Below are 14,350 nucleotides of genomic sequence, written 5' to 3' on the forward strand. Positions count from 1 at the left end.
GTTGGCGAACACTCGGTCCATCCGATGAATATCAATCGTAATGGCTGATCTCCAAGTAAGTTCACTAACGAGTTTACAATTAAATCGAATTTTCTTTTGTTGCATTTCCAAGCTGTATTGCTCCATTAATCTGTCTTTCCATCTACTTAGAGGAATATCCTCCAGTGTGAGCTCAACCTTACGGGCTTCTAGAACGGAGAGGTCAAATAAATCCTGAATTAATGAATTAAGCCCTTCTACCTTCGAAAGCATAAGGCGTATCGTAGTTTCCCGCTGCACGGGATCGGTGATGATATTATCCCTTAGCGCCTCCAAGTAACCTTGAAGCAGAGTAATCGGCGTTCTTAGATCGTGCGAAATATTACTAATCAGCTGCTTGCGTGAATGCTCCATTCTTTCTAGTTCGGTTTTCGCATCCTCCAATGTCACATAGGAGCGTTGGAGTTCATCTGTACGATCCGCGATTTTTTCCTCCAATGAGCTATTCCATTCCACCAATTCCGCAGACATTTGCTCCACGCGCTCATAAGTAAGGGAAAATTTTAAAGAAATAATGAAGGAATTCATGACAATCAAGAACAACAAGCCAAAAGGCACCAAATCGATCGAGTTCCACCAGCCGTTATAGAACAGCATATCGTTAACTATAGTCAGGACCATACCTGCCATACCTATGAGAGCTAATCTGGCTCCCTCTCGTTTATGCATACCTGATACGACTAATCCCGATAGTATTCTTGCGCTTAAGATCAAGATGTATAGCTGAAAAGCCAGAATCCATGAGGTAAAGACCAATGTGTCTAGGAGCAACACGCATAGGATTAGAATGGCTCCAACGAAGCTTGACAGTATAAACCAAATTCTTTTGATTTCCTGTGAATACATCGTTTGGAAATAACAAAACCCGGACCAACCGCTCAAGATAAAGGCCACGTATTCTATGCGGATTGCAAGATCCCAAGTTAACATTGGCATCCATTGCAGAATAAATCCTTCTCCCAACAATCCCATTCGAATACCGACAAATAAACATAACATGGCAAACAAAATATTCGCATATTCCTTACGCCTCAGTATAAACAAACCCAAGTGGTAAAATCCAATCATGATCAAGCAGCCTAGTACGATCAACTCTTGCGCAGCACGTTTTACCTGCAGCTGCTGGATAAGATCTGCGTTCCCTATAACAATCTCCGTACGGATACCACCGCTTCTATGAGCATCATTGGCTACGACCAGCTTGAGATCAGTCTGCTCACCCAACGCTTGGAAATACACGGTAGCCGGTAATTGAAAGGGAACCGTACGATGGGTTATTTGATCGATATGACCTCGCGAAGCAACAATACTCCCATCAATAGAAAACTCATACGCTGTAGATATATTAGGCAAACGTATAGCCATCATGTCTCTTTGCGCTTGATGCTTGATCAACAAACGATAAATGCCGATGCCCTTGTCCTGCAGAGATACACCGCTGCCCGTTCTTATTGATCCCCAGGTTCCGGGAACCTCTAACGTGGTGTCCGTGTACTTATTATTCTGTGACTCACCTAAATTCGATGGTTGCAGCCAGTCAAACTTCCACTGCCCATCCAGCGGTACAATTCCATCCCGATCCCACGACCAATCAGTCAAATCGATAATACCCTGCTCGGCTATCGGAAAAACTTTGGCATCGGAAGCAGGCGTGCAACCGCTTATGATGCCTAGGAGAATAAGCGTCAGGATAACCCCTTTCCCAAAACGCCATAACGGAATGAACATGTCACTGGATCTCACATTTCCCTCTCCCCTTGTTACCCTATTTAGTATCGAAACATTAGGCATTCGAACGTCATTGTAACGGTGCATTGATAACTCGTCAACGCTTTCGTTATAATAAGGCATCAAGACACATCCATTTGGGGGATTAAATAAAATGAAAGGCTCGGAAGCTTCTATACTTGTCGTAGATGACGAGCAAGAAATAACAGATCTAATTACACTCTATTTACAGAGGGAAGGCTTCACCGTCCATTCTTCGGATAATGGAGAAGATGCCCTTAGAATCGCGGAAACTCTTCTGCCGGATTTAATCGTGTTGGATGTTAATCTTGGACTGATGGACGGAATCGATGTATGTCGCTCCTTGCGTTCAGGCGTGTGCGCTGATGTTCCGATCTTATTTCTAAGCTGCAAATCAGAGGATCGCGATATTATTCGCGGATTATCGGAGGGCGGGGACGATTATATTACGAAGCCCTTCAGTCCAAGCCAGCTCGTTGCTAGAATTCAGGCTCATATCCGCAGGCGCAGAACACGTGAAAGGATTAGCGAGGAGCAAGCGGTTTCCATCAGCTTTCCGGGTCTTGAAATCAATTTTCGCAGCTTGGAGGTTCGTATGGAAGGTGAGCTGATTTCTCTTTCTGCGAAGGAATTCGAGCTGCTAAGCGTTCTTGCTAGGCAGCCTAACCGGGTTTTCCCGCTTGAGGAGCTGTATCGCCGCGTTTGGCAATCCGACAGCATGGGAGATACGCGTACGCTAATGGTTCATATCAGCAATTTAAGAAAAAAGATGGAAATTGACCCTTCCCGCCCAAAATGGGTTCAGACGGTTCGCGGATTCGGCTATCGGTTTAGTCCGTCAACCTCTTATGAAGAACAATCCTCTATCTCTACTTGACGACAAAGGACGAAACTTAATTATGGAAATGTCTCGTGACTGGCAAGACTACGAACTACTGGATACAGGCAATGGAGAAAAGCTCGAGCGTTGGGGGGATGTCATTCTGAGGCGCCCTGATCCGCAAATTATCTGGCCTCTGAAGAAAGAGAATGATAGCTGGAGGAAGGCGGATGGACACTATCATCGGAGCGGGAGCGGCGGCGGTCAGTGGAGCTTTCAGCGGACTCTCCCGGAGAAGTGGAACATTTCGTTCGGTCCCTTGAAGTTCCACATTAAGCCGACTAGCTTTAAGCATACAGGCTTATTTCCAGAGCAAGCGGTCAATTGGACCTGGATGATGAACAAGATCCGCAGCGCTGACCGTCCAATTCGCGTGCTTAATTTGTTTGCCTATACAGGCGGAGCAACAGTAGCTGCTGCAGCCGCGGGCGCTGACGTGTGTCACGTTGACGCAGCGAAAGGCATGGTCCAGTGGGCCAAGGACAATGCTCAGCTGTCTGGTCTTTCTGATGCGCCTATTCGTTATATTACCGACGATGTATTTAAATTCGTACAGCGGGAAGAACGCCGCGGCCGGCAGTATGAAGCAATTATTATGGACCCGCCTTCGTATGGCCGAGGACCGAACGGTGAAATGTGGAAGCTGGAGGAAAATTTATTTCCTTTCTTGGAATCGTGTATGGCCATTCTCTCGGATAAACCCCTATTTGTCCTTGTGAACTCATATACGACTGGCCTTTCCCCTACTGTCCTTCATAATCTGCTGCATCTTTCGATTCAGCGTAAATTTGGCGGAAAGCTCAATTGCGGTGAAATCGGACTTCCGATTACCCAGAGCAATATGACATTGCCTTGCGGAATATTCGGGCGTTGGGAAAGTGAAGCTTGAACACTTTGCGGCGACATGCTCTCTATTCGATCATAGGGTTGTTAGCGATTACGTTAACAGCCTGTTCGTCCGTCTCAGCTCCCTCTTCACCATTACCGGCACCACTTCTGGAAACGGGGGCCGCACCTGGTTACTCGGGTCCTTCCGCATCATCAGCAGCTTCTGCACCACCTGTTGTTACAGAGAGGCAGGAAGCAACCTTACTCGCTGTTGGTGACATTATGGTACATATGCCTCAGTTGCCCGCTTATTATAATATGGCAACCAAAAAGTACGATCTTACACCCTGGTTCTCTCAGGTTAAGCCTCTGTTTCTAAATGCAGATTGGGTCATCGGCAACCTAGAAACCCCGATAGCCGGCGAGGATCTTAAATATACGGGCTTTCCGAGGTTTAATGCTCCTTACGAGCTAGCTGAGGCTTTAGCAGACGCAGGTGTAAGTCTGGTATCTACAGCAAATAATCATTCCTTGGACCGAGGATTTCCGGGGATCAAGCGCACATTGAACAATTTACGCGAGGCGGGATTGATACCGGTGGGAACAGCCGAGTCCTCCGAGCAAGCGCTTGAAACAGTAATTGTAGAGAGAAACGGAATTCGGATGGGTTTTCTTTCTTATACCTATGGAACCAATGGCATTCCCATCCCTTCGGACAAACCCTATGCCGTAAACCTTATCGAGTTAAACTCTATAAAAAAAGACATAATTAAATTAAGGAAAGCCGATGCTGATATTATTACTGTTTCCTTGCATTTCGGCCAAGAATACCAACGGCTTCCAAATGAAGCACAGAAAAGTATTGCTTATGAAATCGTCCAAGCAGGCGGAGATATTATTCTTGGATCCCACCCCCATGTTGTTCAGCCTTTCGAGGAGATCCAAATCCCAGCATCTGAGAGCGAGGATGGACTACCGCACCGAGGTGTTGTCATCTACTCCCTCGGCAACTTTATCTCCAATCAAACGGGCGACTGGAAGGATGTTGGACTGATTTTCGGAGTACGCGTCGTTAAAACTCGTCAGTCTGACGGTTCAACGTCTACAACCTGGGACACCGTTACAACCGAACCGACTTGGGTCCATATTCATCGTAAAGACCAAAAACGCTATTATACTATCTTCCCCCTGAAATCCGTACTGATAAACAAAGATGCTCCAGATTTAACCGAAAGTGATTATAGCAAGATGAAAAATCTTCTAAGCGGTATCAACAAACATTTGCTTATCCTTCAAGCTCCGTAACATGGGTTAAATGAGTAGTGCCCCTATCAGCTTGAACTTCTGATAGGGGCACTTTATTATTTTATATCACAGAGGATTCAACATTATTATTTTGTGTTTCCTTGGTTTCCTCGTTCGTTCCTTCGTTTGCATTGACTTGTCGTTCTCCGGTCCCGCTAACTTCCCGTGTCCCGGCAACCTTACTTATCAAGTATACAAGTAGCTGCCGATTATGGCTGGACAAGCGGTCCAAGGAATGGTTAGCAATTGCACCTCGAACATCTAATCCCCGCTGGACTTCGGTGCGGCCAAGGGCTGTCATTGTAACCCATACGATCCGGCGATCGTTCTCATCCCTCTTCCGTTCTACAAGTCCCCCCCGCTCCATGCGGTCAAGCAGCGTCGTAACGGCTGCGGGAGTTGTCTCTAAGTGTGGAAGCAGCTCTGACGGCTTCATTGGCTCGTGTGCAAGCATCAGCTCTAATACCTCTAGCTGTCCCACCGTTAGCTGCGGAGCTAACTCCGCCTCCATCTGAGCGTTCCAGTCCTTCGTTAGCTTAGTCCAGCTTTTCACAAAATCCGCCGCATTATCCATAAGAATGCTCCTTTCTCCCCGAACGTTGCCTTCTCTTTTATTATACTCAGGGCCTATGTCGAAAGATAGATTAATGCAATTAAATATTTACGACCTGAATCCGCATAATAGTGAACATAGCGACAATTCGCGACATATACTAGTTGCGAAAGATGAGGAAACAAAGAGAAACGCGATTGGCAAGGAGGCGAGCTTATTGTCCTCAGCAGAACAGCAAAGGATCAAAATGATTGGCCAGATGGCTCAAGATGCAGGACTAATAGAAGACCCCCAGTGGCTAGAACGGCTCAATGAGCCGGTGCCTCTGTGGGTCGTATTGGATTTGTTATTAAAATGGATTGACAGAACGGAGCAAATTAACGGTCCTTATGATTGAACTCGCAGACTGAATTAATTGGAAAGCGGTTTTTTGAAAGCTTCTTTAAGAACATCTCCGCGTTCTACCGCCGTCATTAGCTTACCTTGTCCCTTTCGATCATCCAGTGGAGCTGACTCGGAGTTGAACTCCGACACAGTGCCGCTCGTTGTCATTGTGAGCAAGCTGACGGCTTCTTTGACGTGGAAAGCAGCGATTAGCTTCGTTCCATTTGGACGAACTCTCTTGCCTTCCTTAAATTCGAACGTCTGAATGCCTTTGCCGCCTCTTCCCTGCTGCGGATAATCCATTAAGAGCGAGCGCTTCGCGTATCCGTAATCAGACAGGACTAGAATTTCACCTTCATCGCCTTGGACAGGAATGCCGTCGGTCAACTGGTCGTTATCCTTTAGGATAATTCCTCTCACTCCTCCGGCCACTCTACCCTGCAAGCTTACCTCGCCTTGATTGAAACGAATGCTCATGCCTTGCTCTGTAACGAGCAACAGATCCCCTGGACTATCTTCACGGAACACCTTGATAATCTCATCGCCTTCAGAAACCTTGCAGGCTGCAATCGCCATACTCCGGTTTGTAGCGTAATCGATCAGAGGCGTACGCTTAACCTGGCCTCGCTTCGTCACAAAGACAAGTACAGGCCCGTTATCGACAGTCTCACTAGGAGTTGCTGAAGGAATCAGCTCTATTGTCTTAGCAGTAATGACGCCGACAATTTTATCATCCTTGGCGAGCGGAAGTATATTAACGATGGCCGTTCCGGTATCCTTCCACTTGAACTCAGGAATCTGATGGACAGGTAACAGGAAGTAAAGACCTTTCTGAGTAAATAACAGGATCGGGTCCAGCGTACTTAAAGGCAAGCTCCAACGGATAATGTCGCCTTCCTTCACGCCTGCACTCCCTAGCTCTCCACCGGATCTTGTAAAGGAAAGCATGCTTGTACGCTTCACGTAGCCTTCTCTGCTAAGCGTAACGATGACCTCTTCAGCAGGAACCGTTACCTCTAGGTTTACCTTAATCTCTTCCACTTCACCTTGAATAATCGAGCGCCGATCGATTCCGAATTTCTCGCGAATACCGGTTAGCTCATCCTTAATGACACCCATTAGCTTCCGAGGGTTGTCCAGAATGGAACGCAGCTGCGCGATTTTCTTCATTGTCTCCGCATGTTCCTTCTCCAGCTGGTTTATCTCCAGATTGGTTAAGCGGTACAATTGCAACGTTAAGATTGCATCAGCTTGACGCTCGGAAAAGCCATACTTCGCGATTAGATTATTCTGCGCGTCTTGACGGTTTTTAGAGGCTTTAATCGTCTCGATAATTTGATCTAACAAGTTGAGTGCTTTCACAAGCCCTTCCAAGACGTGTGCGCGATCTTCCGCTTTGTCCAGGTCGAATTGGGTACGGAACGTAACAACTTCCTTCTGGTGGGCAATATAAGCGTCTAGCATGGCTTTAACCCCAAGCAGACGGGGAGCTTTATTGACAATCGCGACCATATTGAAATTATATGCGGTTTGCAGATCGGTTTTTTTAAGTAAGTAAGCGAGAATGCCTTCGGCGTCTATGTCCTTCTTCAGCTCAACGACAATCCGCATTCCGTTTCTTCCGCTCTCATCGCGAACCTCCGCAATGCCTTCCACTTTTTTCTCCATCCGCAGGTTATCGATTGCGTTTACGAGCTTGGATTTAACAATTTGGTAAGGAATTTGAGTAATAACGATTTGCTGTTTTCCACCGCGCAGATCCTCTATGGCTGTTTTTGAACGAATATAAATTTTACCTTTACCGGTTTCATAGGCTTCACGTATGCCGTCGCCGCCCATAATCAGGCCGCCGGTCGGGAAATCTGGACCTTTCACGATCTCCATGAGCTCTGTGATAGTGATTTCCGGCTTGTTGATAACGGCGATACAGGCATCGATAACCTCCCGCATATTATGGGGAGGGATTTCCGTTGCAAAGCCAGAGGAAATCCCGCTTACTCCATTAACCAGCAGGTTTGGATATCGAGAAGGCAGAACGACGGGCTCTTTGGTTGTGTTGTCGAAGTTATCCTTGAACAAGACCGTTCGTTTCTCAATATCTCGCACAAGCTCCAAAGAAATGGCAGACAATCGAGCCTCAGTATAACGCATCGCTGCAGCCGGGTCATCATCCATCGAGCCCCAGTTCCCATGCCCATCCACGAGCATATGCGCCATTTTCCAAGGCTGGGCCATCCGAACCATACCTTCATAGATGGAGGCATCACCGTGAGGATGATAGTTCCCCATTACGTCCCCGACCGTTTTAGCTGACTTGCGATAAGGTTTGTCCGGGGTATTGCCCGCATCGTACATAGCGTAGAGAATCCGTCTTTGTACGGGCTTTAGCCCATCGCGAACGTCGGGAATGGCGCGGTCTTGGATAATATATTTAGAATAACGTCCGAATCGGTCGCCGACGACCTCCTCCAGAAATGCCGGTAGAAACTGCTCCAGCATGCTCATTCGATTCCCCCCATTACTATCTATTGCTCATATTCCGTAAAATCTACGTTCTCAATGATCCAGTTCTTACGTGGTTCGACTTTGTCGCCCATTAACGTAGAGACGCGACGTTCGGCTTTAGCGGCATCCTCGATTTGAACCTGAAGAAGCGTACGTGTCTCATAATTCATGGTTGTTTCCCATAGCTGGTCCGGGTTCATCTCGCCGAGTCCCTTGTATCGCTGAAGCTCAGCGCCATTACCGATTTCCTTCAAATAATTAGCTAGTTGATCATCAGTCCACGCATAACGCACGGTCTCCAGCTTACCGGATTTGCGAGTGACTTTATAAAGCGGCGGTTGGGCAATGAATACCTTGCCCGCATCGATTAACGGCTTCATATACCGGTAGAAAAAAGTAAGAAGTAAGACTTGGATATGAGCGCCATCCGTGTCCGCATCGGTCATAATGATAATCTTCGAGTAATTACACTCTTCGACGTCGAATTCTGAACCGATACCTGCTCCGATAGCAGTGATAATCGCTTTATATTCATCGTTCTTGAGAATATCAATAAGTTTGGATTTCTCTGGATTCATTGGCTTGCCTTTTAGAGGCAGTATCGCTTGATACTTGGAATCGCGTCCCTGCTTAGCTGAACCGCCGGCGGAATCACCCTCGACGATGAACAGTTCGTTACGAGTGCTGTCCTTTGATTGCGCAGGTGAAAGCTTACCGCCTAGGCTGGCGCCTTCACTGCGTTTCTTGCCGCTGCGAATTTCCTCGCGAGCTTTACGGGCAGCTTCACGAGCTTTCGAGGCCTGCACCGATTTGCGGATGAGCAGCTGGCCGACTTGAGGATTCTCCTCCAGGAAAACCGTCATTTTATCCGTCACGATTGCATCGACTACACTTCTAGCGGATGCGCTGCCAAGCTGATCCTTCGTCTGACCGACGAATTCCACCTCTGACATCTTAATATTGATAACGACCATCATGCCTTCGCGCAGGTCGTTTCCTTCTAGATTTTTTTCTTTCTCCTTTAGTGCTCCCGTTTTGCGGGCATATTCATTCATCACGCGCGTATATGCGGTTTTGAAGCCTGTTTCATGAGTACCCCCGCCTCTAGTAGGAATGGAGTTGACGAATGAAGCCAAGGTTTCCGTATAACCATCGTTATACTGAAGCGCCACTTCAACTTCAATATCGTCCTTCTCTGCGCTAAAATGGATGACATCGTGCAAAACCGATTTATTCTCATTCAAGAACTGAACGAATTGACGGGCTCCGCCCTCATAATGGAAAGTGTCGCTTTTTCCATTCCTGTCATCCTTAATATTCACCATTAAACCGGAGTTCAAAAACGCAATCTCCTGAAGCCGTTCAGACAAGGTATCGAAGCTCATGCTAATATGGCCATGGAACACCTTCACATCAGGCTTGAATGTTACCTTTGTGCCTGTTCGGTTGGTATTCCCTAAAACCTGAAAACCGCCAACCGGCTCTCCGACATGCTCTTTGCCGCTCTCATCTATCCATGTCTCGAAGCGCTGCTTATGAATTTTACCATCGCGGTATATTTCAACTTCAAGCCATTCGGACAAAGCATTGGTGACAGATGCGCCTACACCATGCAGGCCGCCGGATTTCTTATAACCCCCGCCGCCGAATTTACCCCCCGCATGGAGAATGGTAAAAACAACTTGCGGTGTTGGAATTCCTGTTTTGTGCATTCCCGTTGGAATACCCCGCCCGTTGTCAACTACAGTAATAGAATTATCTTTGTGGACTGTAACGTCGATTCGCGAACAGAATTTGGCCAAATGCTCGTCAACAGCATTATCGACAATTTCCCACAATAAATGATGCAGACCTGAAGCCGTCGTACTGCCTATGTACATACCAGGCCGTTTGCGGACTGCAGTTAAGCCTTCAAGTACTTGTATATCGTCTGCGCTGTATTCACTGCCCGCGATCGCTGCGCTTTCCGCGAACAGGTTCAATTGTTCGGTCACGAATGGACCCCCTTGCTTTTCTCTTGCGTCTGCCTAACAAACGCACTACCGCTTATTCTAATTCAAGATGTCTTGCTTCGTAAAGACTGTGAATGAAACGACTAGTGCGGCAACTCCCCAAATACCAAGAATAATAAGGGAAAATCCTAGCGTCATTCCTTCAATCGGAGGAGGCGTTCCCCGTAAGTAGGAGGATAATTCCAGGTTTAAGTTAAACAAATATTTCGCGCTCTTCCAAGAAGATGCCATATTCGACAGGATTGTACCCGCGATAATCGTGGCCATCATGGTTACGAAGCTCGCGGCGGTGCTGCGGACAAGAACGGACACCATTAAAGCTATTATGGCGACGATCATTGCCGAGAACCAGATCAAACCGGACTGCATCAGCAGGTAGGTGCCTTGAGTAACCGCGTGAACACCAGTCGTATCCACGTCCGCTCCCATGACCTGGAACCCGACAAATACCGGCGCTTCCCAGCCTGAATAACCAAAAACTATTCCTGATATGAAATAACAGAGTATCACTGTAGTCATAATAATGAGCGACACGTACAAGGTCAGGGTTGCCAACTTTGCAAATAAAATGCGCCATCTTCGAACCGGACGGGTAAGCAGCATCTTAATGGTCCCCGTCGAGCGTTCCGAGGAAACGAGATCCGATGCAATGGCTAATATCATAAGCGGAATAAACAAAGATACCGCGTTGTCCAGGAAAGTACGGGTAAATGTCACCGCATTGGGCGTCTGCGGATTAATGTCATGGTCAAGATAATATTGCAGCTGCTGCACGAGCGCGCGCCGCCATTTCTTCCATTCCTCGGGAATCCGTTCGCTGCTTAAAGCGTTGGTATTGTCCGTTATCCGGCTTTGGAGCTCTGCCCGCCAGTCCGTGTTGAATTTCTCTTGGCTGTTTTGCGCGATTTTCATTTGAGCATAGACAAATACGGGGATGAGGATGAGTAAGATAAGAACAACTACGGCGAATCGCTTCTTCTTCCAAACCTTAAGCGTCTCATTCTGTATGAGTGCAAGCAAATTAAACAATGGATTCTCCCTCCGTCAGCTTTAAGAATAGCTCCTCAAGCGATGGAGCAACACGTTGAACGGAGCGAACGTCAATTCCTGCCGAAACGAATTTGTTCACCCAGGCGCTAATCTGATCCTCATCCATAACCGTAACGATTGGATCCTGCAGCGTCGTCAGTATGGACTCATCGATCCGATGCTCGTTATCCGATATCAGTTGAATATCCGTCTGATGCGAGAACATCTGGCGTGCTTCATCCGGTTGATCCAACTGCCATATCGTATATGAGCCTGCTTGTGAGACCAATTCATCTACTTCTCCGACCGCAATAACTTCTCCATGCGCAATAATAGCCACCCGATCACACATAAGCTGAATTTCACTTAAGAGATGGCTCGATATAAATAAGCTCATTCCCCCCTCGGACAGTATTCGGATGAACTCCCGCAGCTCTTTGATCCCCTTCGGGTCTAAACCGTTCGTAGGCTCATCCAGAATAAGCAGCTTAGGACTGCCAAGCAGCGCTTGTGCAATTCCCAGACGTTGGCGCATCCCCAAGGAATAGGTCTTTACTTTATCTTGAATCCTCTGATCCAGCCCTACGATTCCAACTACCTCGGAAATTCTGGCAGCGGTGATACCGGCCTGCATTCGAGCGAAGTGCTCTAGATTTTCCCAGCCCGTCATAAAGGTGTACATTTCCGGATTTTCGACGATACAACCAACGTGTGCCAACGCCCGCTCGGGAAAGAGACTGATATCCTCTCCGCACACTAGAACTTTACCCTCTGTCGGTTTGATAAGATCGACCAGCATTCGGATTGTCGTTGTTTTGCCGGAGCCGTTGGGCCCTAAGAAGCCGAATATTTCCCCGGCATGCACTTCGAAAGAAACGTTATGTATGATTGTCTTGCGACCGATTTTTTTCTTAAGCCCTCGGACGGATAATACAATTTCATTGGCTGTGGTTAACATAGCTCATGCAAGCCTCCCTTCAGATTATTGTAGTGCCTGAACGATACGCTCTGAGATTCGGACATAACCCTCTGAATTAGGATGAAAATGATCCGATGAAAGGTATTGCTTGATGTTAAACTCAAACAAATCATAGGTAGGAACTACGGTTGCATTGCCATCCTCCTTAGCCAATCTAAAAGCGAAATTATTCCACCGTGCAACCGCTTCGCTTCCCGGCCTCATTTCAGGCAAATCATAAAAAGGATTATAAAGACCAACGTAAATAATGCGAGCTGTCGGGTTTAACTCTCTTGTTTTCTTAAACACTGCTTTTAACCTCGGCTCTGCTTCAGGCAGACGCTCTAATAGCAGCTTCGGCGATAGATCTCCGCCCTCTGCCATTGAACCGCCATTCTGGGCGATTTGGAACAAATCATTGCCGCCGATCGTCATTAGAACGATATCGGCCTTGCCAATGGAATTCCGAAAGCCGCTCTCATCCATTCTTTGAATTAACTGATCGGCCCTTAACCCATTAATGGCTAAGTTGTTTACAAGGTAGACAGGCTTGTCCAAAGCTACGGAGAAGTCTGCAATAACTCTAGTTACATAACCGTCCCCTGTCGCATCACCAGTACCCTTCGTTAAGGAATCACCAAGCGAGGTAATAAACAACTCTGTTTTGGAGCCCCAATCTCCACCAGCTGCCACTTCAGGTACGGAATCCTCCGGAAGGACCAGACCAGCCTCTGGAAACCAGGTGTCCTTCAGCGCCAAGCCGAATCCGGTGAGCATGACAATGAGGCAAGTGAAAGTCGTCCAACCTAACATTCGCCACAACCATGAATTTGATTTCATGTTAATCCCTCATTTCTTTGTTCCCCGGCATCTGTTCCGAATTTATGCTGCTTCTATTAACGATAACGTTTCTCGATATAATTTTCAAATTTGTAGAAATAACATTGAACTCTCCCACCACCTGCGTCATAGCCGCTGAGGTGGGGGATTCTTGGATAATCGAACCTATCGGTTCAAACTTGACCAAGCGATCCCTGCCGTTCCGGCAGTTCAGGCAGTCATCGCTGCCAAACGCAATCCTTCTTTCTTAATATTCATGCTGGCGTTCCGATCTCGGTCATGGTGAGCCCCGCATACCGGACAATCCCATTCCCGAAGCGCCAAACTCTTCACCTTTGGGTTGCGAAGTCCGCAGCTAGAGCACAATTGACTAGACGGGTAATCTTTCGCCACCACGCTGATCGTGCGTCCATACCACTTCACTTTGTATTCCAGCATCGTCCGGCACTTCGACCATGACACTTCGGATATCGCTTTGGCCAGCCTCTCGTTTTGCAGCATGTCCTCTACCTGCAAATCTTCCGCTCGGCGCCAATTGGTTCCCCCTTGCTTGCGGCGAGACAAAATCCGTTGCCAGCGTATAAGCCGTTTCTCATGCTTACGAAGATGTCTGGGATTGTCCCTTTCCTCTCCGCTGCTGCAAACAGCATATTTCTTCAGCCCAAAGTCAATGCCAATAGCGGTGTCCCGCTGGGCCAGCGGGACGATGTTCACCTCACAAACGAGGGAAACAAAGTACTTGCCCGCCGCGTTCTGTCTTACGGTGGCCGACAGGATGCGGCCTTCTATCTCGCGCGATTTGGCAAAACGGACCCATCCGAGTTTCGGCAGTTTCAATTCTGTATCTTTGATCGTAATATTGGCATTGGTGTATCTCGTGGTGTAGGATTGAACCGGATTTTTGCGGCTTTTGAAGCGAGGAGCGTCGTTCTGTTTACGGAAATAGCGATCGAAGGAATCCGCTAGATGGCGGACAGAAGATTGCAGCGCAATGCTGTCCGATTCCTTAAGCCAGACAAAAACTTGTTTGAGTGCAGGGATACCTGTCGCACATTTGTGATAGGACAAGCCTGTTCCTGACTCCTTGTAAGACTCGTTCCATTTTGTCAGAAAATGATTGAACACAAACCTTGAACATCCGAACATTTGGCGAATGAGGATGATCTGCTCGGTCGTTGGATAGAGACGAAAACGAAAGGCTTTGTGGTGTAGCATCTGAGTTTGCACACCCCCTTCTGCGAACGTAAATCCCCCTTTCATTATAGCAC

The 14,350-nt window shown here is 47.4% G+C and carries 12 protein-coding genes; 4 read left to right on the forward strand and 8 right to left on the reverse strand.

Features of this window, described 5'->3' with window-relative positions; translation table 11 throughout:
- Nucleotides 1–1,782: sensor histidine kinase (locus ACESLK_RS28865; RefSeq protein ID WP_373233285.1), on the reverse strand; the 1,782-nt coding region annotated here is incomplete at its 3' end.
- Between the two features lie 139 nt (nt 1,783–1,921).
- Here ACESLK_RS28865 and ACESLK_RS28870 point away from each other — a divergent pair.
- Genes ACESLK_RS28870 through ACESLK_RS28880 form a run of 3 tightly spaced genes read left to right on the forward strand, consistent with a single transcriptional unit; the run spans nt 1,922 to nt 4,801 of the window.
- Nucleotides 1,922–2,665, forward strand: coding sequence for a response regulator transcription factor (locus ACESLK_RS28870; protein WP_373233286.1), 744 nt, complete (start codon nt 1,922–1,924; stop codon nt 2,663–2,665).
- A 22-nt stretch (nt 2,666–2,687) separates the two neighbouring features.
- Complete coding sequence (locus tag ACESLK_RS28875; protein ID WP_373233287.1) at nt 2,688–3,557, forward strand: class I SAM-dependent methyltransferase; 870 nt, start codon at nt 2,688–2,690, stop codon at nt 3,555–3,557.
- Nucleotides 3,554–4,801: a CapA family protein gene (locus tag ACESLK_RS28880; RefSeq protein ID WP_373233288.1), complete on the forward strand. Its 1,248-nt coding sequence runs from the start codon at nt 3,554–3,556 to the stop codon at nt 4,799–4,801. Before ACESLK_RS28875 ends, ACESLK_RS28880 begins: the two co-directional genes overlap by 4 nt.
- A 61-nt stretch (nt 4,802–4,862) precedes the next feature.
- Here ACESLK_RS28880 and ACESLK_RS28885 read toward each other — a convergent pair whose 3' ends face one another.
- Entirely contained in the window at nt 4,863–5,375 is a 513-nt protein-coding gene (locus ACESLK_RS28885; RefSeq protein ID WP_373233290.1) for a MarR family winged helix-turn-helix transcriptional regulator, read from the reverse strand.
- A gap of 196 nt (nt 5,376–5,571) precedes the next feature.
- On the opposite strand from ACESLK_RS28885, the gene ACESLK_RS28890 reads away from it, so the two are divergent.
- Entirely contained in the window at nt 5,572–5,751 is a 180-nt protein-coding gene (locus ACESLK_RS28890; RefSeq protein ID WP_373233292.1) for a hypothetical protein, read from the forward strand.
- A 14-nt stretch (nt 5,752–5,765) separates the two neighbouring features.
- Here ACESLK_RS28890 and gyrA read toward each other — a convergent pair whose 3' ends face one another.
- The 6 genes from gyrA to ACESLK_RS28920 form a co-directional block, all read right to left on the reverse strand.
- On the reverse strand, nt 5,766–8,243 hold the full coding sequence (gyrA, locus tag ACESLK_RS28895; RefSeq protein ID WP_373233293.1) for a DNA gyrase subunit A: 2,478 nt from the start codon (nt 8,241–8,243) through the stop codon (nt 5,766–5,768).
- Between the two features lie 20 nt (nt 8,244–8,263).
- The gene (gene parE / locus ACESLK_RS28900; RefSeq protein ID WP_373233294.1) at nt 8,264–10,237 is read right to left on the reverse strand and encodes a DNA topoisomerase IV subunit B; all 1,974 of its coding nucleotides are present in this window, start codon (nt 10,235–10,237) and stop codon (nt 8,264–8,266) included.
- Between the two features lie 57 nt (nt 10,238–10,294).
- Nucleotides 10,295–11,284 carry an ABC transporter permease gene (locus ACESLK_RS28905; RefSeq protein ID WP_373233295.1) on the reverse strand — a complete coding sequence of 330 codons (990 nt, stop codon included), beginning with the start codon at nt 11,282–11,284 and terminating at the stop codon, nt 10,295–10,297.
- Nucleotides 11,277–12,242, reverse strand: coding sequence for an ABC transporter ATP-binding protein (locus tag ACESLK_RS28910; RefSeq protein ID WP_373233296.1), 966 nt, complete (start codon nt 12,240–12,242; stop codon nt 11,277–11,279). Before ACESLK_RS28910 ends, ACESLK_RS28905 begins: the two co-directional genes overlap by 8 nt.
- Nucleotides 12,243–12,266: 24 nt before the next feature.
- The gene (locus ACESLK_RS28915) at nt 12,267–13,082 is read right to left on the reverse strand and encodes a GDSL-type esterase/lipase family protein (RefSeq protein ID WP_373233297.1); all 816 of its coding nucleotides are present in this window, start codon (nt 13,080–13,082) and stop codon (nt 12,267–12,269) included.
- Nucleotides 13,083–13,292: 210 nt separating this feature from the next.
- The coding region (locus ACESLK_RS28920) for an RNA-guided endonuclease TnpB family protein (protein WP_373233298.1) at nt 13,293–14,350 on the reverse strand (1,058 nt) is incomplete at its 5' end.

This window comes from Cohnella sp., assembly GCF_041640265.1.
Lineage (GTDB): Bacteria > Bacillota > Bacilli > Paenibacillales > Paenibacillaceae > Cohnella.

Bases quoted from the DNA above. Each gene is read 5' to 3' on its own strand.
- ACESLK_RS28910 (WP_373233296.1), bottom strand. From the start codon at position 12,242: ATGTTAACCACAGCCAATGAAATTGTATTATCCGTCCGAGGGCTTAAG.
- ACESLK_RS28915 (WP_373233297.1), bottom strand. From the start codon at position 13,082: ATGAAATCAAATTCATGGTTGTGGCGAATGTTAGGTTGGACGACTTTC.
- ACESLK_RS28870 (WP_373233286.1), top strand. From the start codon at position 1,922: ATGAAAGGCTCGGAAGCTTCTATACTTGTCGTAGATGACGAGCAAGAA.
- ACESLK_RS28875 (WP_373233287.1), top strand. From the start codon at position 2,688: ATGGAAATGTCTCGTGACTGGCAAGACTACGAACTACTGGATACAGGC.
- ACESLK_RS28885 (WP_373233290.1), bottom strand. From the start codon at position 5,375: ATGGATAATGCGGCGGATTTTGTGAAAAGCTGGACTAAGCTAACGAAG.
- gyrA (WP_373233293.1), bottom strand. From the start codon at position 8,243: ATGAGCATGCTGGAGCAGTTTCTACCGGCATTTCTGGAGGAGGTCGTC.